Raw genomic sequence first — 18,729 nt, 5'->3', positions numbered from 1 at the left:
CGTCGAACATACGGTTCTGCGCCAATCCCCTGTCCGTCGCCGGCCCGGCTAACAAAAAGGGGGCGGTCCGCGCAGGTCTGTCGTACAAGTTCCGCGTAGCAAAGGTCAAAAGGACTCGCCACATTCGTTCGCCTCGAAATGCATGGGTGGTGGACGGGCTGGCGCACTGTCGATGCTGTGGCATTCCGGCGATTGAGGCAATGTCGCCAGCATCAACTGCGCCGAATAGACGGCTTTGCGCCACCCCCCGGTCTGTCGCCGGCCCGGCTTACAAAAAGGCGAAGGTCGCACGCATCCGCATCGCCGCACTCCGGACCGGCAAGCTTTCATTGCCGAGTTCCCTTCGTGGAACTCCTGCCTCGATCACTCCTGCGCGGCCAAACGCGGATCAAGCGAAATGCCATCCGTTGCACTGAAAAGGCCGAACTCCGCAACCGGGCGCGATGCACCATTCTGTCCGATCCACTGCACCGTGGCGCGGTGATTGCGGACCTCGTGCATCACCGCGTCGTAGGTCAGTACCAGAGGGGTTGAGCGATCTCCGGCAACCGTCATGTGCCACTGACTGACGACAAGGGCGAAGTGACCGAGGTGGTCGTGATACGTGGAGCGAACTCGCGCATCGGTCATCGTCGGGGCCAAAGGGTCGCCATTTTCCGTCAAGGACAGGTGTTGCTCGAGATAGCGTGACAAGGCCACGGCCAGCTCCGGCGGCAAGGGCTGGCCCGCCGCGACCTCCTCCAGCCCCTCGAGCTCGGGCGCGGCGATGATCAGATCCTCTGCCGGAAACTGGATCGTCAGCTGCAGGGTCGATCCCTGCTGGCTCAGCAGAAGGACGCTGCCCGGCAGGGCATGCGCCCAGACCCCGTTGATACTGCCGGCGAGCATCGCGAGGCCGAGCAGAGCGGCGCGCCAGATCACTCCGTCTGTCCGCCATAATCGTCCGTCAGATCACGCCAGACCGAATGCGGGTGGTTGCCGACCTTCTCGGTGGACTTGTTCGATTGCAGCGAGAACTCGATCCAGAGCGATGGCCCGTGCACCCGCACATAGTCGTCTTCCGCGCTCAGCTGCGGCGTCCCGGAATAGCCCAGATGGGTCTCGGGAAGTTCGGATGTGTATCTTTCCATGTAGGCTGCGGCGTCGGGCTCGGAAATATCGCCGACGTAGGTCTCGATCGCGGCCAGAAGCAGGGCGGTCTGATCCTCGTCCAACTCGGTGACCGGCAGGCCCTCGAAGCTGTCGGGGATCGCGTCATCGGCCTGTGGTCCGGCGAGAATGTCGCGATAGGTTCCCTCCAGTTCGGCTACCTTGCGCTGATCCTCGGACAGCGCGCTCAGCAGCGTGGCGAAAGCGTCGCGTTCCTGCGTGAGCGGCTCGTTCACCCGGCCGTTCATTTCGAAATAGGGAAAGGGCTCGACCCCGCGGAAGGACGGCGTGGCACCTGCCAGCTCTCCGTCGACATAGGTGTTGGCGAAGGCCATGTGGTGCCCGCCGTAGTAGAGCTCCCATACGCCGGTCGGCCCGGGGGTGCCCAGAAAGGCGAACTTGGTGTTGAAAGAGGAATAGCCGGCCTTGTAGTCGGTGCTCACGGTGTTGATGTAGTCATCGGCATTCAGGGTCTGGATCATCTCGTCCCAGCCCTCGTCGATTTCGCCGCTCGTCGCTTCCATCATGATCGCCTTCACAAGGCCGCGCTGCCTGGTGTTCAACTCGCCCAGCAGAACGCCCGGTCGCTTGGGGAAGGCTCCGGCGGGCAGGTTGCTCCAGTATTCCGCCTCGGTTCGGGAATACTCCAGTTGCAACTGATCGAGGATATCCTCCGACACGTCGGCCTTCAGCAGGTCGATCAGGCAAAGCATCCGGTCGTAGCCCGGCGCGTCACCGCAATCCGCGGCATCGTCGGGGATCGGCACGGTTTCCATCAGTGTGCTGGTGTCGCCCATGCGGGCCTGGAGCGCTTCGCTCAGCGCCTGATCCTCTTCCGACATAGGCGGCGGGCCGCCATCGCCCGGCGGCGGGCCGTCGTGTCCCTGCGCAAGGACCGGTGAGGCGAGAAGAGCGGCCATCGCGGCAACTCCGAGCAGTTCAAGACGTCGAGACATGGCCGATCCGTTCGTGATGCACCTGGATTCAGCCCGCAGCATCGGGGGAACCCGGGAGAATGGCAAGCTGATGCCTTGCGACCGAGAAATGACGTCACGTGTTTCCCGACGCGTCGTGAATCGGAATGGAGCACGGGGATGATCTTCGCCGCCATTTCCTGATGCCGCCCCGGCTCCGGAAGCGGCGGTGGCCCCTTCACGGCTGGCCCGATCATGCTGGTGCTGCCAATCGGGTTGGCTTCACCCTTCGCCCCGTGGGCTGGCCCTCAGGCGTAGCCTTTCTTCTTCGAGGTCTTGCCGATGCCGGGGTTGAAACTGTTGGTGGGATCGAGTTCCCGGTAGAACTCCGCAAGCGGCGGCTTGGCGGTGTAGAGATGCCCGACATTGTGCTCGGCGGGGTATTCCGCACCGCGCGTGTCCAGAAGTGCGAGGATCGCCTTCTTGATCGCCGCTGGGTCCGCGCCTTTCCGGACGATGTAGTCCTGGTGCATGACGTGACACATGAAATGCCCGTAGTAGAGCCTGTGGGACAGGTGCTCGGTGATCTCGGGCGGCAATTTCTCGAACCAGTCGCGTTCGTTGCGGGGGAGCGCCACATCGAGCGCCAGCACATCCTCGGCCGACTGGCGGTGGAGATTGAGATAGCGCACCGCGGCACCCGCCGCGGCGAAGCGGTTGAGCCCGGCCATCTTGGCTTCGCGCGCATCGCATTCGAAGTAGCTCAAGGTCTTGCGGCTGGAGAGGGTTTCTAGAAGCTCGCGCGCTTCCGCGATACCGTCGTCCTGCATTTTCAGGATGAGGTGATGCTCGTAGCGGTCGCGGAACTCCATCAGCCGCCTGGGCAGCACGCGGGGCCAGAGGCGGCTCAGGCCCTGGATGAGGCGATCCGACAGGCCGCGCAGGGGCGGAAACGGGTTGAGGCGGGCGTCGATCGCGCCCTTGAGTGCGAAAAAGCGCGGCAGCTTGTCGGTGCCGAGCTTGTCGATCATGATCACCGTGTCCTTGCCGTAGCGCTCGGACAGGTCGAAGCAGTCCCGGTGCATGTATTCGGCGCTGACGGGCAGGGTGCGGAACCGGGAGAGGATCTCGCGGCGCAATTCGGTCAGGCCAAGGGGGTCGTTGGTGCCGATGTAGAAGGTCTTCTCGGCGCTGTTCTTCGGGAAGGTATCGAGGCGGACCGCGAAGACCGCCAGCTTGCCGGCGCAGCCTGCGCTCTCGTGCAGGCATCGGGTGTCGGCGTTGAAGCGCGCGGGCGTGTCGGCGTCCACATTGCGGACGATCTCGGGATAGGCGCTGTCGGAGGCCTTGCGGTTGCTGTCGCGGATGCGATCCTCGGAGATCCTGCCGGATTCGACGGCCTCCAGGATTTCTTCCGGGGTTTCGCCGAGGTCGATGTCGAGATGGTTGACCAGTTCGAGCGTGCCCGTCTCGGTGATGCGGGCGAAGAGCGAAAGCTCGGTATAGGACGGGCCGCGCTGGACGAGCGCGCCGCCCGAGTTGTTGCAGACGCCCCCGACGATGGAGGCCCCGATGCAGGATGAGCCGATCACCGAATGGGGTTCGCGGCCCAGTTTGCCCAGCATCTTCTCGAGGTCGAAGAGCGTGGAGCCGGGCAGGGCCAGCACCTGCTCACCGCCGCGGATCTGGTGGATGCCGTTCATGCGGAGCGTGTTGATGAGGACGACATCGCGGTCGTAGCTGCCCTTCGGGGTCGATCCCTCGGTGAGACCGGTGTTGGCCGCCTGGAGAATGACGATCTTGTCCGCCGCGACGCAGGCCTCCAGCACCTTCCAAAGCTCGATGAGCCGGCCCGGGCGTACGACGGCGAGCGCATCGCCCGATCCGGAGCGGAAGCCCTTGCGGAACCGCTCCGTCGCCTTTTCCCCTGTCAGCACGTGGCGGCTTCCGACGATAGCCTTCAGCCTTGCGATGACGTCATCATCCTCGATCATGCGAGCGAACTCCCCCCTCTCAAGACCACCGCATTCCGTATTGGCCGGATGCTGCAAGCGGACCGACGCTGAGGTAATAGCGGGATGGCGCGGCTTTTGCATCAGGGAACTGTGGCTGCTGCGAGTCGGATAGGTGCCCGCTCGACCGGCGCCGAGGGTGATTTTTCACGGTGTTGGGCAGGTTTGTCGCAATCGGCTCATTTTGCGGCGCTGCAGCATGCTCCGCGGAATGCGGTTCGTGCGATCTGTCCCCGATCGGTTGGACCTCGGCGGGCAGGAGGCGTTCGCATGTTTCAGGTGTTGTCGAATGTCTGGGCCCTTCTCATCGGCATCGTGCTGATCATGCTGGGCAACGGCATGCAGTTCACGCTCATCGGTCTGCGGGGCGACATCGAAGGGTTCTCGGCGGCGGAACTGGCCGTTGTGACCTCCGGTTACTTCGTCGGGTTTCTTTCGGGCGCGCGGTTGACCCCGCTGATGATCCAGAGGGTCGGGCATGTGCGCGTCTTCGCGGCGCTGGGCAGTTTCGTCTCCGCCAGCGTGATCGCGCTGCCGCTGCTGGCCGAGCCCTGGGCCTGGACGCTTCTGCGGGTGATCCTCGGTTTCTGCATGTCGGGCATCTACGTCACGGCGGAAAGCTGGATCAACGATGCCGCGACCAACGAGACCCGCGGCAAGGTGCTGTCGGCCTACATGATCGCGCAGACGCTGGGCATCATCGGTGCGCAGGGGCTACTGACGCTGGGTGACGCGGGCACCTCCGTGCTCTTCATCGGCGCCTCGATCCTCGTCTCGATCTCGTTCGCGCCGATCCTGCTCACGGTGAGCCGGGTTCCGGCCGCCGAGGTGACGCGCCCGATGCCCTTGCGCGAGCTTTTCTCCGGCTCGCCGCTGGGGACCGTCGGGATTTTCCTCTTGGGCAGTGTCTATGCGACGCAATCGGGCATGGGCGCGGTTTTCGGCAGCCAGATCGGCCTTACCACGTCGCAGATCGCGCTGTTCGTGGCCATGCTCTTTGCCGGGGCGCTGGTGCTGCAGTATCCTATCGGCTGGCTCTCGGACCGGCTGGACCGGCGCTGGCTCATCTTCGGCTGCGCTGCGGTCGGGGCGTCCGCCTGCGCGGCGGGCTGGCTGTTCGGCACCGGGCTCTGGTCGCTGATGGGTGCGGCTTTCATCGCCGGTGGCGTCACGACGCCGCTCTATGCGCTGTTTCTAGCCTATACCAACGATTACCTCGCGGTCGAGGACATGCCCGCGGCCTCCGGCGGGCTGGTCTTCACCTTCGGGCTCGGGGCGATCCTCGGGCCGCTCGCGGCCGGTTGGGCGATGCAGGCGGCGGGGCCCTACGGTTTCTGGCTGGTACTTGGCGGCACTTTCGCTGTCATCGCGCTTTATGCGCTTTACCGCATGACGCAGCGCGCGGCCGCTCCCGTGGACGAAACCGAGAGCTACCTCGGTGTTCTGCCCACCGCTTCGCCGGTGGCGGTGGAGGCGGCCGGGGTCTGGGCTGCGGAGAACGCGGAAGCCGAGCGGGAAGCCGAAGCAGAGGCCGAAGCAGAGGCGGAGGCGGAAAGGGCGGAAGGCGGGGAGGAGAGCGGCTCGGTCCAAACGCCTGTCCAGCCTTCGGGCGCCGCAACCTGAGATGACCCCCTTCAACCCCGGTCGGGAGGGATAATTTACCTACCTTTAAGGTTTTGGTATTTCTGCGTAGCTTGGGGGCTCGGTTTCGCGTAATCCTGACTGATGGATATACATACCGGGTTGCCGGGAAGGGCCGCGATGATTCTCGAGCGCAACCGTGTCGCGGTTTCCGGCAGTTCCGGAGGCCGACCCGTCGTCTTTGTGCATGGCTATGGCTGCAATCAGGCGATGTGGCATCAGGTTGCGCCGGTCTTCGAGGTCGATTGCAAGGTCGTGACCTATGACCTGACCGGGATGGGTCGCTCGGATCTTACGGCCTATGACACCCGGCGCTACGACACGCTCGACGCCCATGCGGAGGATCTGCTGGCGATTCTGGAGGCGCTCGGCCTGGACGGTGCATTGCTCGTCGGCCATTCGGTCGGTGCGACCATCGCGCTTCTGGCGGCCAACCGGGACCCGGCGCGGGTTTCGGGGCTGGTGATGGTGTCTCCCACGCCCTCGTTTCTCGAGGATGCGGAGGCAGGCTACCACGGCGGATTTACACGGGATGATATCGACCAGCTCATCGCGTTTCTCGACGAGAACCACCTGGGCTGGTCGGCGCATATGGCTCCGACCATCGTTGGCCAGCCGGCCGACGAGCCGGCGGCGGACGATCTGACCCGGAGTTTCTGCCAGACCGATCCCGCGATTGCGCAGCATTTCGGACGCGTCACCTTCCTTGCCGACGCGCGCTCCGCATTCGAGGCCGCGGCCCGGCCCGCGCTCATCCTCCATTGTGCGAATGACGCGCTTGTTCCCATGTCGGTGGCGAACTGGATGGAGACGCATGTGCCTGGCGCAACACTGAAGATCCTCGATGCCACCGGCCATTGTCCGCACATGACCCATCCGTTCGAGGTCGTTGCGGCCATGCGCCAGTTTCTGGAGCAGGGCTGATGGCAAAGGATTCGGGTGGCGGACAGCGGGAGGCTCTTGCCGAACTGATCCATGACGCGCCCTGCGGGATCGTGCTGACGGACCCGGACGCGCGTCTGCTTTACGTGAACGATACGCTGAACCGTTGGCTGGGATTTCCGGCTGGCGTGACCGAGAGCAGCCGGCGGCTTCCGGACCTCATGACGTTGCCGGGGCGGCTTTTCTACGAGACCCATGTCTCGCCGATGATGCGGTTGCAGGGGTTTGCGCGCGAGATCGCCTGTGTCCTTGAACTGGAGAATGGCGGTCATCTGCCGGTTCTGGTGAGCGGTATTGCCCGGCTCGACGCTGACGGGGTGCCCTTCAGGTTCGATTTCACGATCTTCGATGCCCGCGAGCGGCATGTCTACGAGGAGGAGTTGCGCGCGGCGCGGCGGCAGGCGGACGAGCTTGCGGCAATCGTGCGCAGTTCGCCCAATGCCATCCTCCGGGTCGATCACGCGGGCATGATTCTGAGCTGGAACGCGGCCGCCGAGCGTCTGCTGGGGCAGAGCGCCGACGCCGTGATGGGTAAATCGATCGAGGAAACACTTCTCTTCGAGGGCCGCCCGGACTGGTTCGCGCGCGCGATCGCGGAAATCCGCGCCGGGCGCGAAGAGGTCTTCGAGACCCCTGCCAACCGGGGGCAGCATTTCGAGATCACGGTGGTCCAGATCGACGAGATCGAGCGTCCGACGGCCCAGCGGTGCTATTCCGTCGTCCTGCGTGACATCACGCAGCGCAAGAATGCCGAATACCGGCTGAAGGTGGCGATGCACGAGATGCGGCATCGGATCAGGAATACCCTTACAGTGGTCTCCGGCATCGCGCGCCAGACCCTGCCTGTGCAGTTGCAGCGCCCATTCGTCGCGCGGCTCAACGCGCTGTCGCGGGCAAGTGATGCGCTCACGGCGGAGGATGAGAAGGGGGCCGATCTGCGCGATCTGCTGGCCTTCACCGCGGAGGAGGCCGGAGGGCCGGAGCGGTTCCGCATCAGCGGGCCCAGCGTGATGCTTTCACCGCGGCATGTGACGAGCCTGTCGATGGCGCTCCACGAAATGGCCACGAACGCGCTGAAATACGGCGCACTTTCGGAACCCCAGGGCTATGTGCAGGTTGATTATGCCCGCCAGGACAGAGAGACGGGGCCGGTGCGCCTTGTCTGGCAGGAGCGGGATGGTCCGCCCGTTGCCCCACCAACACGCCAAGGCTTCGGCAGCAAGATGATCAACACCGTGCTGAAGTTCAACCTCTCCGCCGAGGTGGCATTTGACTACCGGCCAGAAGGGGTGCGCTGCGAGATGGTGTTCCATCCCGGTGAGGCCGAGGACTGAGACCGGCCGGGCGCCCTGACGTGGCGCCGAGCCGAACTCATTTGCTTCACTGTCCGCCGCCGAGCGTGTGGACGTAGATCGAGACCTTGCGGATGTCGGATTCGTCGAGCTGGCCGGTGTAGCTGAACGAGGGCATGATCCCGTAACGTGAATACCGGATGGTTTCCTCGAGGGTTTCCGGGTCTCCGCCGTAGAGCCAGATGCTGTCTGTCAGGTTCGGCGCGCCGAACTCGTTCAGGCCCTTGCCATCCTCGCCGTGGCAGGAGGCGCAGTTGTCCACGAACAGTGTCTCGCCGGGTGCGGCCAGTTCGCCGTCATGATCGAGGCCGGACATCGAGCGCACGTAGTTCACCAGCTGGGAGATTTCCTCGTCGGCCAGAATGTCGCCGAAGGCGGGCATCTCGCTATAGCGGGTATCGCCATCGTCCTCGTAGCGGATGCCGTGGGTGATGGTCTGCTCGATATCCGCAGCCGTGCCGCCCCAGAGCCAGTCATCGTCGAGGAGGTTGGGGTAGCCCACACCGCCCGCCGCACCCGCGCCGTGGCACTGGGAGCAATGCGCCTTGAAGACCGCAGCCCCACCCGCCGTTGCGTAGCTCAGAAGCTCGGGGTCTTCGGCGATCTTGGAAATGGCCTGTTCCATGAGGGCTGCGTCGAGAGGTGCGTTCACCTCCGCGTGCTCGACCAGTTCACGTTCCGCGTCCTGGCGGGTGGAATAGCCCAGAAGACCCGGTGTCGCGCTGTTGATCAGCGGCCAGGCAGGCATCAGGATGGTGTAGATCACGCCCCAGACGATCGTCGCGTAGAAGGTCCAGAGCCACCAGCGCGGCATGGGCGTGTCGAGTTCCTTGATGCCGTCCCATTCATGGCCCGTCGTCTCGGTGTTGGTCGTTGCGTCGACTTCACGATTATCGGCCATTTCAGTCGTCCTTCGGCTTCTGTTCGTTGCGGAAGATGATGTTTGCCGCGTCCTCGTGGACCTTCTTCGAGCCGGGCCGGAAAACCCAGAAGATCACGGCGACGAAGAAGAGGAACAGGAAGGCAAGCGCCCAGCTGTCGGCAAAGGCCCGGAGGCTCGTGTAGGTTTCCAAATCCGCCTCCCCTTACCGGCTTGCTTCGGGTTCGAAGGTGGAGAAGTCCACCAGCGTTCCGAGCATCTGGAGGTAGGCGATCAGGGCGTCGAGCTCGGTGATCTGGCCGGGGTTGCCGTCGAAATACCGGGCCTGCGCCTTGGGATAGCGTTCGAAGAGGGCGTCGATGTCGCCGTTGTCCGGGTCGGCTTGGGCCACGAAGTCGGCGCGCGCCTGGGCGAGCATCTCGTCGGTGTAGGGCACGCCCGCTGCCCTGTTTGCCCGCATGGTCTGCTCGATGTAGGCCGGGCTGATCGTGGTTTCCGCGAGGAACGGATAGCCGGGCATCACCGACTCGGGCACCAGGTCACGCGGGTTATGCATGTGGCCCACGTGCCAGTCGTCGGAATAGCGGCCACCGACGCGGGCCAGGTCGGGCCCGGTGCGCTTCGATCCCCACTGGAAGGGGTGGTCGTATTTCGACTCGGCTGCCAGCGAGTAGTGGCCATAGCGCTCGTTCTCGTCGCGCATGGGCCGGATCATCTGGCTGTGGCAGAGGTAGCAGCCTTCGCGGATGTAGATGTTGCGACCCGCGAGTTCGAGCGGCGAATAGGGGCGCATCCCGTCCACGTCCTCGATCACGTTGTCGAGGTAGAAGAGGGGGACGATCTGTACGATCCCACCCACCGTGACCACGAGGAAGCTGAGGATCAGCAGGAGGAACGCGTTACGCTCGATATAGGCGTGTTTCTTGAGCAGGGACATCGTTCTTCTCGCTTCCTATTCGGCTGGAACCGCAGTGACGGTCTTGGTTTCGCCCGCGCCAACGATGGTCTTGTAGAGGTTGTAGCCCATGATGATTCCCCCGACGAGGTAGAGGATCCCGCCCGTGGCGCGCACCACATACATCGGGTGCATGGCGGCGACCGTGTCGGCGAAGGAGTTCACGAGGAAGCCCTGGGCGTCGACTTCGCGCCACATCAGGCCCTGCATGATGCCCGAGACCCACATGGAGGAGGCGTAAAGCACGATGCCGATGGTCGCGAGCCAGAAGTGCCAGGAGACGAGGGTGAGCGAGTAGAGCCGCTCGCGCTTCCACAGGCGCGGCACGAGGTAGTAGAGCGCGCCGAAGGTGATCATGCCGTTCCAGCCCAAGGCGCCGGAATGCACGTGGCCGATGGTCCAGTCGGTGTAGTGGCTAAGCGAGTTCACCGCGCGGATCGACATCATCGGGCCCTCGAAGGTCGACATGCCGTAGAAGCCGACGGAGATCACCAACATGCGCAGGACCGGGTCCGTGCGGAGCTTGTCCCAGGCGCCCTGGAGCGTCATCAGACCGTTGATCATGCCACCCCATGAGGGCATCCATAGAACCACCGAAAAGGCCATGCCAAGGATCTGCGCCCAGTCGGGCAGGGCGGTGTAGTGCAGGTGGTGCGGACCGGCCCAAATGTAGATGAAGATTAGCGCCCAGAAGTGGATAATCGAGAGCTTGTAGGAGTAGACCGGGCGCTCGGCCTGTTTCGGAATGAAGTAGTACATCATCCCCAGGAAGCCCGCGGTCAGGAAGAAGCCCACCGCATTGTGGCCATACCACCATTGCACCATCGCGCCCTGCACGCCGGGGAAGATGATCACCGACTGGGAGGACCAGATCGAGACCGGGATCGCCAGGTTGTTGACCACGTGCAGCATCGCCACGGTGACGATGAAGCTGAGGAAGAACCAGTTCGCAACGTAGATGTGGCGCTCTTTCCGCTTCACCAGCGTGCCCATGTAGATCGCGAGATAGGCGACCCAGACGAAGGTGAGCCAGAGGTCCACATACCATTCCGGCTCGGCGTATTCCTTGGACTGGGTGGAGCCGAGCACGTAGCCGGTTGCGGCCAGGACGATGAAGAGCTGGTAGCCCCAGAACACGAACCAGGCGAGATTGCCGCCCCAGAGCCGTGTCGCGCATGTGCGCTGGACGACGTAGAACGAGGTGGCGATCAGGGCGTTGCCGCCGAAGGCGAAGATGACGGCCGAAGTGTGGAGCGGACGCAGCCGGCCGAAGGTCGTCCAGGGCAGGTCCCAGTTCAGAGCCGGGAAGGCGAGCTGCCAGGCGATATACGTCCCGGCGGCGAAGCCGACCACGCCCCAGAAGGCGGTCGCAATCACGCCGTAGCGGATGACCTCGTCCATGTATCCGGTTTGCGGCGCCGGGCCGTCGATGCTGGCGGGGGCGCCCGAGCCGGCATTGCGGATCATCCAGATGAATCCGACGGCGGAGAGCAGCATCAGCAGGAGGGCGTGTATCTGGTAGACCTGATCCTGACCGTAATTCGCCGCCATCGCGAAGAAGAATGTCAGAAGGCCCATGGCCGTTATCTTCAATCCATCCAGCATTCCGCCTCCTGAGTTCCCTCGAGCATAGTCCGGAAAAGGATCCGGCCCTGGGTTTTGGGTATGTTGCCAGCCTCTTGTCGGGTTACTGAACTCCGAACAATGATTCAGATCAAGTTTCGTATTCAGCGGAAAAGATGTATTGCAGATGCCGGTTTCGACATCCGGGCATGCGGAAAACCACGCGATAACATCGGGTTGATCGCGGTGGCAGCTATTGAAACTTTAGCGAGTATTCCGGCAGGACGTGCCGGGACGGGTCAATCGATCACGCCGCCATCGGCGTCGTCGCCGGCTTCATCGAGCAGGGCCTCGAACTTCGGAACCCGCACTGTGCGGGCATCTGCGAGGTCGATCACCTTCTCGCGGCGCAGCGCCGAAATCTGGCGGCTCACGGTCTCGATGGTGAGGCCGAGATAGTCCGCCATCGCCTCGCGGGTGATGTGGAGCGGAAAAACGAGCCCGTCATGGGGCGAATCCTGGTGAAGGGCCGCATCGCGGCGCGCCATGATGACGAAGAGGCTCGCGATCTTCTCGCGCGCGGTCTTGCGGCCCAGCAGCAGCATCCATTCGCGTGCCGAGTCGAGCTCGTCGAGGGTCATCTCCAGCAGGCGGTTGCCGAGGTTCGGACTGTCGTGGATCATCCGCTCCAGCGCATCCTTCTGGAAGGCGCAGATCGTCACTTCCGTGGCGGCAACCACATCGTAGGCGGCGGTGCCGCGGCCCGGACGGCCCAGGAAGTCGGATGGCAGCAGGAGGCCGACCATCTGGCGGCGCCCGTCAGCCAGTGTGCTTGACAGGGTTGCCACGCCGGAGACCATGGAGCCCAGGAAAGGAAGTTTCTCGCCCGACCAGACGATGGTGTCTCCAGGCACATAGCTGCGGTAGGACTTGATGCTGTCGAGCCGGGAAAGCTCGTCGTTGGAGCAATAGGCACAGATCGCACGGTGGCGGATCGGACAGTCGCCGCAATGCAGCTGAAGATGCTTTCGTGCCGAGCCTTGGGTCATGTCCGAATGCTTCACCTGGAACATCTTCATCAAAGTGGCTGATCTTGACCTCGATCAAGGCACTCTAGCCTCTCTGCTCGCCATTTTGAAGGCATGAGTTCACCTCGCATTAACGGGAGCCGCAGAAAGACGATGGAAAAGGTCTCGCGCTATCTCTGCTACCCGTCGCTCTCGCAATTCACGCCCGAGATTTCAGGGCTGCATGACGAGGAATGGCTGTCGCTGGTGACGCCGGGTGCGGAGGTCGGTCTCTACATTCATGTGCCCTTCTGCGAACAGCTTTGCTGGTTCTGTTCGTGCCGCACCCAGGCCGTGCGCTGCCGGAGCCAGGTTTCCGACTATGTCGGCTCGCTCGTCCGGGAAATTCGCTGGATGGCGGAGCAGGTGCCGGGCGATCTCGTCGTGCGACGGATCGCGATGTCCGGCGGTTCGCCCATGGTGATGTCGGCGGGAGATGTTGGCTTCATTTGCAATAGCTTGCGGGAGAACATGAATGTTGCGTCGGAAGTTGATTTCTCCGTCGAGGTCGATGCGCGCCGTTCAGATCCCTGGGCCATCGAGACATTCGTGTCCCAGGGCATGAACCGTGCGACGCTTTCGGTTCAGGATTTCGATCAGGACGTGCAGCTTGCGATCGGGCGGCTCCAGAGCGAGGAAACGACGCGGAAGGTGGTGGAGAACCTGCGCGCCGCCGGTGTCGGCAACGTCGGGATCGACGTGCTCTACGGCCTGCCGCGACAGACGCAGGACAACGTTCGCAAGACCGTCGAGGCGGTGGTCGCAATGGCGCCTGACCGGATCTCATTGCAGGGTTATGCCCATGTTCCCTGGATGGCCAAGCGTCAGCGGATGATAGACGAGCGGGATCTGCCCATGGGAGAAGCGCGTCAGGCCCAATACGAAACGGCCTTCGACCTGTTGAGTGCGGCGGGCTACCGGCCGGTGGGAATCGAGCATTTCGCGCGTGACGGCGATCCGCTTCTCGATCTGGCGCATTCGGGAAAACTCCGGCGCAGGCATCTGGCCTATACCGACGACCGGCTCGAGGCTGTGATCGGGATCGGCGCTTCCGCGGTTTCGAGTTTCCGGCACGGGCGGGTGCAGAACGAGCAATGCACCAAAGCCTATCGCGCACAGGTGGATCAGGGTCGGTCAGCGGCCTATCGCGGCACGATGCTGAGCCTTGAGGACAAGGTCCGGGGCCGGGCCATCGAGATGCTGGTCTGTTCCTTTGGGGTCGATCTGGTGGCGCTGAAGGCCGAGTTCGGCGATTTCAGCAACATCGTGCGTCCGGGTCTCGAAGCGGCGACGGAAAAGTTCGGTGCCCGGATCCGCTGGGATTCGGACGGGTTCCGGATCGTGGAAAGGGGGCCGGCGCTCGCCCGTCGTGTCGCGCGCTGTCTCGACCCGCTCCACAGGGAGGCGCAGCGCTACAGCTACGCGATCTGAGACTTGAGTTCCGAGAGCGGGCGACGCGCGCGTTTGCGTTGAAGTTCGAGATTGCCAAGCGGTGTCCAGCCCGAGATTGCCGTGTCGATCCCGTCCTGACGCAGGGCCGTGCGCAGTGCGGTTTCGATCTTGCGACGTTCGGCCTTGGGAAGCGGCGCGAAATCCACCGTGATCTGACCGCCCAGACCGCGCAGGCGCAACTGGCGCGGCAGCGCGTTTGCCGCAGCGAGGTTGGCTTTCAGCGTGGCTGCCGGTGAAGTGTCGCGGCCGGTGTTCACATCGACGGCGACGAGCGCGCGGGTGGGCTCGATATACATGAAGGCACCACCGGGCAGGGAGGCTTCCGGGCGCAGGAGCCCGGCGATGTCTTCCCAAAGCCCGGCTTCGGCCAAAGCACGCTTGCCTTCCGTGATCGTGGTGCCGGGGGTGAACCAGTCACGCCAGCCCTGATCGCCACTGTCGGGCGCGGGCCGCAGCAGGCCCGGTTCGCCCTGGGCCGCTTTGCTCTCGACATTCTCCCAATCGGCCCGCAGGGCGGAAATTTCACCAAGGATTTCCGCCTCATCCGCGTCCTGTGCCGCGCTGCGGAGAATGAGGCCGAGATTGTCGCTCGCGCCTTCCATGGCCTCGGAAGCGAGGGCCGAGAGGGCGTCGAGCCGCTCGTCGTCGCGGATGCTGCGGGCGATGTTGTTGCCCGGTGCGCCGGGGGTGAGGATCGCCGTGCGCCCCTTGAGGAGCGGGCGGTCTGTCAGCGGCGAGGCCTTGCCGCCCTCGACCCAGTTCGCGACCTGAACGATCAGTGTGCGGCCCGGTTCGGGGAGTTTTCCGCCGCGCAGGATGCCGCTCGCGCCATCGCCGAGATCGAGGATGATACCGCCAATGCCCTTCATCGGGCGCCCTGCCTTGGCAAGGTATATCGCCTCGGGGCGGGGCATCGGGTCGCTGTCGGGCGGATCGATCAGCAGGTCTTCGAGCCGGCCATCCACCCGGAGCGCCGCCGCAAGCCCGCCACCGCCCAGCGGTTCGATCAGGATCTCGCGGCCCTTCATGCGAGCGCCACGGGCAGGCCGGCCGCCATCAGGAGATTGCGGGTCTCGGTGAGCGGGAGGCCGACCACGTTGCTGTAGGATCCGCTGATCCACGGCACGAAGGCCGCGCCGATCCCCTGGATCGCGTAGCCGCCGGCCTTGCCCTGCCACTCGCCGCTTTTGATGTAGCTGTCGATTTCCGCCTCCGAGAGTTGCTTGAAGCGAACCGATGTGGTCACCGCCCGTTGCCAGAGCCGCGTGGAATTGCGCACGGCGATGCCGGTGGTCACCTGATGGCGGCGGCCGGACAGGAGGCGGAGGAACGCGCGGGCTTCATCGGTATTTCCGGGTTTGCCGAGCGAGCGGCGACCAAGCGCCACGATCGTGTCGGCCGCCAGCACGATCTCGCCCTCTGCCAGCATGGCCGCTTCGGCCTTCTCGCGTGCAAGACGCAGGGCCAGGTCGCGCGGTTTCTCGCGTGGCTTCGGGCTCTCGTCGATGTCGGAGGGACGGATGCCCGCGGGATTGATCCCGATCTGGGCCAGGAGATCTCGCCTGCGCGGGCTTGCGGAGGCAAGGATCAGGCACGGCTCCGCGAGGGGAGCCGATGCGGCAGGCAGGGCGGTCGCCACGTCACTTGAAGCGATAGTTGATCCGGCCCTTCGTCAGATCGTAGGGGGTCATCTCGACCTGCACCTTGTCACCGGCGAGCACGCGGATGCGGTTCTTGCGCATCTTGCCCGCGGTATGTGCAATGATCGTATGGCCGTTCTCGAGCTCCACCCGGAAAGTCGCATTTGGCAGAAGCTCGGTCACGACACCGGGAAATTCAAGAAGCTCTTCCTTGGCCATGTTTGCTCCGATGCTGTTACAGATTTGCCGCAGGGGCCTGAGCCGCTCCGACGGCGCTTATATGACGGCTAAGTCTCAATGAATCAAGGACGATGAAGATTAATATTGGGGTTAATGTGATCGGCCTGCTCGATTTTGTCGGCTCGACGGCCCTAATTTACCCGTTTTTCTCTTCGAGTTCGGGGTCAGGCGGGCCGAAATGCTTCAGGATAAGGTTGGAGATCTGGTCACGGGTCTGGCGGTAGGCGGCCAGTTTGGCCTCCCGTGTCTCGCCGAGGCCCGTGGGATCGAAGATCGGCCAGAATTCGACATCGACCGAGTAGTAGCGGGTGTATTCAAGTGCCTGCCTGTGGGCGGCGGGCGACAGGGCGACGATCAGGTCGAAGGCTCCGATCTGATCGCCCCATTCCTCCATCTCCTGGAAGGAGCGGACCCGGTGCGTGTCGATCTCGAGGCCGATCTCGGCGCAGACCGCCACGGCGAACCCATCGACCTCCAGTTCGTTCTTCACGCCGGCCGACTGCACGAAGATCCGCCGACCATAGTATTTCCGCATGAAGTTCTCCGCCATCGGAGAACGGACCGCATTGTAATTGCAGCAGAACAAGACCGAATGCGGGTCGCCGATCACAGCGCTCAGCCTTTGAAGTGCAACACGCAGATCAGGGTGAAGAGGCGTCGGGCGGTGGCTGCATCCGTGGTGATCTTGCCGTCGAGCCGCTCCATGAGCAGGCGGCTGCCCTCGTTGTGGATGCCCCGCCGGCCCATGTCGATCGCCTCGATCTGTGCGGGGGGTAGGTGCTTGACCGCGTCGAAATAGCTTTCGCAGATCTGGAAATAGTCGCGAATGACCTGATTGAATGGGGTAAGCGCGAGATGAACCTCGCCGGCCTCGCCGCCTGCCTCGGTTGCCACTTCGAAGACCAGCCGACGTTCGCGCACGGCGAGTCGGAGCTTGTAGGGACCGGGCGGAATGTCCTTGCCGTCGCGACTCGGGATGCCGAAGACGTTGTCCTCGAGAAGATCGTGGATCGCGACCTTGCGCTCCTGCTCGATCTCGGGAGTGGGGACGGCAAGTCCGGCTTCATCGAGCGTGACTTCGATGAGCCGGTCGGTCGACGGGGTATCGGATCCGGTCATGGGCGTTCCCTGGCGTTGAGGCGTTCTAGACGGGTGAGGACCGAGAGCCCGTGGGCTTCGAGGCTTTCGGAGCGGGCGAGCGTGGCCGCGGCGGGACCGATGGCGGCCAGTGCCGCAGGCGTCATCCGCGCGATGGTGGTGCGTTTCATGAAGTCGAGCACGGAAAGACCAGAGGAGAAGCGGGCCGAGCGCGCGGTGGGCAGGACATGGTTCGGACCGCCCACATAGTCGCCGATGGCCTCGGGTGTCAGCGGGCCGATGAATATCGCGCCGGCATGGCGCACGCGCGCGGCCAACCCGTCGGCATCGTCGGTCAGGATCTCGAGGTGTTCGGGCGCGATGCGGTCTGAGAGCCCGGCGGCCTCCTCCCAGTTCCGCACGGTGATGATCGCGCCGAAGTCGCGCCAGCTTTTCCCCGCTATCTCGCGGCGTTCCAGCGTTTCCAGCCGGGCAGCCACTGCATCGGCCACTGCGCGTCCGAAGCCCGCGTCATCCGTGATGAGGATCGATTGCGCCGAGGCATCGTGCTCGGCCTGCGCCATCAGGTCGAGAGCGATCCAGTCGGGATCGTTCGTGCCGTCCGCGATGACCAGCACTTCCGAGGGACCGGCGATCATGTCAATGCCCACGCGCCCGAAAACACGGCGCTTGGCGGCGGCGACGAAGGCGTTGCCGGGGCCGGTGATCTTGTCCACGGGGGCGATGGTCTCGGTGCCGAAAGCAAGCGCGGCCACGGCCTGTGCGCCGCCGATCCGGTAGACCGTGTCGACGCCCGAAAGCCGCGCGGCGAGCAGCACCAACGGGTTCACCGCGCCATCGGGGGTGGGCGCGCAGATGACCAGCCGCTTCACGCCCGCGACCTGTGCCGGAATGGCATTCATCAGAACCGAGGACGGATAGGAGGCAAGCCCGCCCGGCACGTAGAGCCCGGCGGCATCCACCGCTGTCCAGCGCCAGCCAAGTTCCGCGCCCGTATCGTCGGTCCAGCGGGCATCGGGAGGCAACTGGCGCTCGTGGTAGGCGCGGATGCGGGCGGCGGCGAGTTCCAGCGCGGTGCGCTCCGCTTCCGGCACCTCGGCACAGGCCGCGTCGATTTCGTCGGCCGTGAAGGCAAGGGTTGCGGGTGTCAGCTCGAGCCGGTCCCAGCGGGCGGTCATTTCGAGGAGGGCGGCATCCCCGCGCGCCTCGACATCCGCGAGGATCTGGGCCACGGACGCATCCACATCCGCATCCGCCTCGCGCTTCTGGCCGAGAAGCGCCGTGAACCGGGCTTCGAAATCCCCGTCCGTCGTGTCGAGAAACTGGACCATGGGCGGCTCAGTCCAATGCGTGGCGCGGCGGTGTCTTTGCCTGCGCGACATAGGGGCGGGTGACGTCGGCGAGCTTGACGTCGAGGCATTCAACGTCGAGCAGGATCTCGCCATCGCCCGCGAAGACCAGCGTCAGGGTGCCCGCGCCATCCTCGAGCGGCGTGAAGCTCATGGAGAGGAGCGACAGGATGGCGTCCTTGTCGCTCGGGTCGATACCATCGGAGCGCACCTTGAGCACGCTCTCGATGCTCAGGATGGTGCGCACGCGCTCGAAGGGCCGACCCTGGCGCTCCGCGGCCTCGCGATCCTCCCACCGGAACCGGTTGAGCAGGGCGGTGAAGCGCCGGCGCTTCGCCAGCCAGGCCATGTCGGCGCGGGTGGTGACGCTGTCCTGCAGGAGCGCGGAGATCACGGGCAGATCTTCCTGTGCCTCGGCGGCAAGACGAAGCGGCGTGCCACCGGCGTCCTCGAAACGGGCGTCCTCGATCCTGTC

Annotated in this window: 19 protein-coding genes; 4 read left to right on the top strand and 15 right to left on the bottom strand. The window is 64.3% G+C overall.

Going from position 1 to position 18,729, the window contains the following annotated elements; genetic code table 11:
• Positions 1 to 363 precede the first annotated feature (363 nt).
• The 3 genes from ACP15W_RS13880 to dld all read right to left on the bottom strand — a co-directional run bounded on the left by ACP15W_RS13880 (position 364) and on the right by dld (position 4,057).
• The gene (locus ACP15W_RS13880) at positions 364 to 921 is read right to left on the bottom strand and encodes a hypothetical protein (protein ID WP_424933507.1); all 558 of its coding nucleotides are present in this window, start codon (positions 919 to 921) and stop codon (positions 364 to 366) included.
• Positions 918 to 2,105, bottom strand: a complete 1,188-nt coding sequence (locus ACP15W_RS13875; RefSeq protein ID WP_424933506.1) for a DUF3500 domain-containing protein — start codon at positions 2,103 to 2,105, stop codon at positions 918 to 920. Before ACP15W_RS13875 ends, ACP15W_RS13880 begins: the two co-directional genes overlap by 4 nt.
• Positions 2,106 to 2,371: 266 nt before the next feature.
• The gene (gene dld / locus ACP15W_RS13870) at positions 2,372 to 4,057 is read right to left on the bottom strand and encodes a D-lactate dehydrogenase (RefSeq protein ID WP_424933505.1); all 1,686 of its coding nucleotides are present in this window, start codon (positions 4,055 to 4,057) and stop codon (positions 2,372 to 2,374) included.
• Between the two features lie 288 nt (positions 4,058 to 4,345).
• On the opposite strand from dld, the gene ACP15W_RS13865 reads away from it, so the two are divergent.
• The 3 genes from ACP15W_RS13865 to ACP15W_RS13855 all read left to right on the top strand — a co-directional run bounded on the left by ACP15W_RS13865 (position 4,346) and on the right by ACP15W_RS13855 (position 7,992).
• Positions 4,346 to 5,698: an MFS transporter gene (locus ACP15W_RS13865; protein WP_424933504.1), complete on the top strand. Its 1,353-nt coding sequence runs from the start codon at positions 4,346 to 4,348 to the stop codon at positions 5,696 to 5,698.
• A 138-nt stretch (positions 5,699 to 5,836) separates the two neighbouring features.
• The gene (locus tag ACP15W_RS13860) at positions 5,837 to 6,640 is read left to right on the top strand and encodes an alpha/beta fold hydrolase (RefSeq protein ID WP_424933503.1); all 804 of its coding nucleotides are present in this window, start codon (positions 5,837 to 5,839) and stop codon (positions 6,638 to 6,640) included.
• The gene (locus tag ACP15W_RS13855; protein ID WP_424933502.1) at positions 6,640 to 7,992 is read left to right on the top strand and encodes a sensor histidine kinase; all 1,353 of its coding nucleotides are present in this window, start codon (positions 6,640 to 6,642) and stop codon (positions 7,990 to 7,992) included. The genes ACP15W_RS13860 and ACP15W_RS13855 overlap by 1 nt, the downstream gene beginning before the upstream one ends.
• A gap of 46 nt (positions 7,993 to 8,038) precedes the next feature.
• Here ACP15W_RS13855 and ccoP read toward each other — a convergent pair whose 3' ends face one another.
• The 5 genes from ccoP to fnrL form a co-directional block, all read right to left on the bottom strand.
• Complete coding sequence (gene ccoP / locus ACP15W_RS13850) at positions 8,039 to 8,911, bottom strand: cytochrome-c oxidase, cbb3-type subunit III (RefSeq protein WP_424933501.1); 873 nt, start codon at positions 8,909 to 8,911, stop codon at positions 8,039 to 8,041.
• A 1-nt stretch (position 8,912) separates the two neighbouring features.
• Positions 8,913 to 9,083, bottom strand: a complete 171-nt coding sequence (locus ACP15W_RS13845; RefSeq protein WP_424933500.1) for a cbb3-type cytochrome c oxidase subunit 3 — start codon at positions 9,081 to 9,083, stop codon at positions 8,913 to 8,915.
• Between the two features lie 12 nt (positions 9,084 to 9,095).
• Positions 9,096 to 9,827, bottom strand: coding sequence for a cytochrome-c oxidase, cbb3-type subunit II (gene ccoO / locus ACP15W_RS13840; protein WP_424933499.1), 732 nt, complete (start codon positions 9,825 to 9,827; stop codon positions 9,096 to 9,098).
• A 15-nt stretch (positions 9,828 to 9,842) separates the two neighbouring features.
• Positions 9,843 to 11,450, bottom strand: a complete 1,608-nt coding sequence (gene ccoN / locus ACP15W_RS13835) for a cytochrome-c oxidase, cbb3-type subunit I (protein WP_424933498.1) — start codon at positions 11,448 to 11,450, stop codon at positions 9,843 to 9,845.
• A gap of 257 nt (positions 11,451 to 11,707) precedes the next feature.
• A complete protein-coding gene (fnrL, locus tag ACP15W_RS13830) occupies positions 11,708 to 12,457 on the bottom strand; it encodes a transcriptional regulator FnrL (RefSeq protein ID WP_424933750.1) in 750 nt (249 codons plus the stop codon).
• Between the two features lie 132 nt (positions 12,458 to 12,589).
• On the opposite strand from fnrL, the gene ACP15W_RS13825 reads away from it, so the two are divergent.
• Positions 12,590 to 13,906: a radical SAM protein gene (locus tag ACP15W_RS13825; RefSeq protein ID WP_424933497.1), complete on the top strand. Its 1,317-nt coding sequence runs from the start codon at positions 12,590 to 12,592 to the stop codon at positions 13,904 to 13,906.
• Here the strand turns inward: ACP15W_RS13825 and ACP15W_RS13820 are convergent.
• The 7 genes from ACP15W_RS13820 to ACP15W_RS13790 form a co-directional block, all read right to left on the bottom strand.
• On the bottom strand, positions 13,894 to 14,955 hold the full coding sequence (locus tag ACP15W_RS13820; protein WP_424933496.1) for a ribonuclease E/G: 1,062 nt from the start codon (positions 14,953 to 14,955) through the stop codon (positions 13,894 to 13,896). The genes ACP15W_RS13825 and ACP15W_RS13820 overlap by 13 nt on opposite strands.
• The gene (locus ACP15W_RS13815) at positions 14,952 to 15,566 is read right to left on the bottom strand and encodes a Maf family protein (RefSeq protein WP_424933495.1); all 615 of its coding nucleotides are present in this window, start codon (positions 15,564 to 15,566) and stop codon (positions 14,952 to 14,954) included. Before ACP15W_RS13815 ends, ACP15W_RS13820 begins: the two co-directional genes overlap by 4 nt.
• 1 nt (position 15,567) lies before the next feature.
• Positions 15,568 to 15,786: a translation initiation factor IF-1 gene (gene infA, locus ACP15W_RS13810; protein ID WP_111428650.1), complete on the bottom strand. Its 219-nt coding sequence runs from the start codon at positions 15,784 to 15,786 to the stop codon at positions 15,568 to 15,570.
• 157 nt (positions 15,787 to 15,943) lie between these two features.
• Positions 15,944 to 16,417, bottom strand: coding sequence for a low molecular weight phosphatase family protein (locus ACP15W_RS13805; RefSeq protein ID WP_424933494.1), 474 nt, complete (start codon positions 16,415 to 16,417; stop codon positions 15,944 to 15,946).
• Between the two features lie 5 nt (positions 16,418 to 16,422).
• A complete protein-coding gene (locus ACP15W_RS13800) occupies positions 16,423 to 16,926 on the bottom strand; it encodes a UPF0262 family protein (RefSeq protein WP_424933493.1) in 504 nt (167 codons plus the stop codon).
• Positions 16,923 to 18,236 carry a histidinol dehydrogenase gene (gene hisD / locus ACP15W_RS13795; RefSeq protein ID WP_424933492.1) on the bottom strand — a complete coding sequence of 438 codons (1,314 nt, stop codon included), beginning with the start codon at positions 18,234 to 18,236 and terminating at the stop codon, positions 16,923 to 16,925. Before hisD ends, ACP15W_RS13800 begins: the two co-directional genes overlap by 4 nt.
• Before the next feature lie 7 nt (positions 18,237 to 18,243).
• Positions 18,244 to 18,723, bottom strand: a complete 480-nt coding sequence (locus ACP15W_RS13790; protein ID WP_424933749.1) for a DUF2948 family protein — start codon at positions 18,721 to 18,723, stop codon at positions 18,244 to 18,246.
• Between the last annotated feature and the right edge of the window lie 6 nt (positions 18,724 to 18,729).

This window comes from Amaricoccus macauensis (assembly GCF_049800915.1).
GTDB classification, from domain to species: domain Bacteria; phylum Pseudomonadota; class Alphaproteobacteria; order Rhodobacterales; family Rhodobacteraceae; genus Amaricoccus; species Amaricoccus macauensis_A.
The sequence above is the reverse complement of the archived record's forward strand: the minus strand, read 5'-3'. Positions and strand labels throughout refer to the sequence as shown.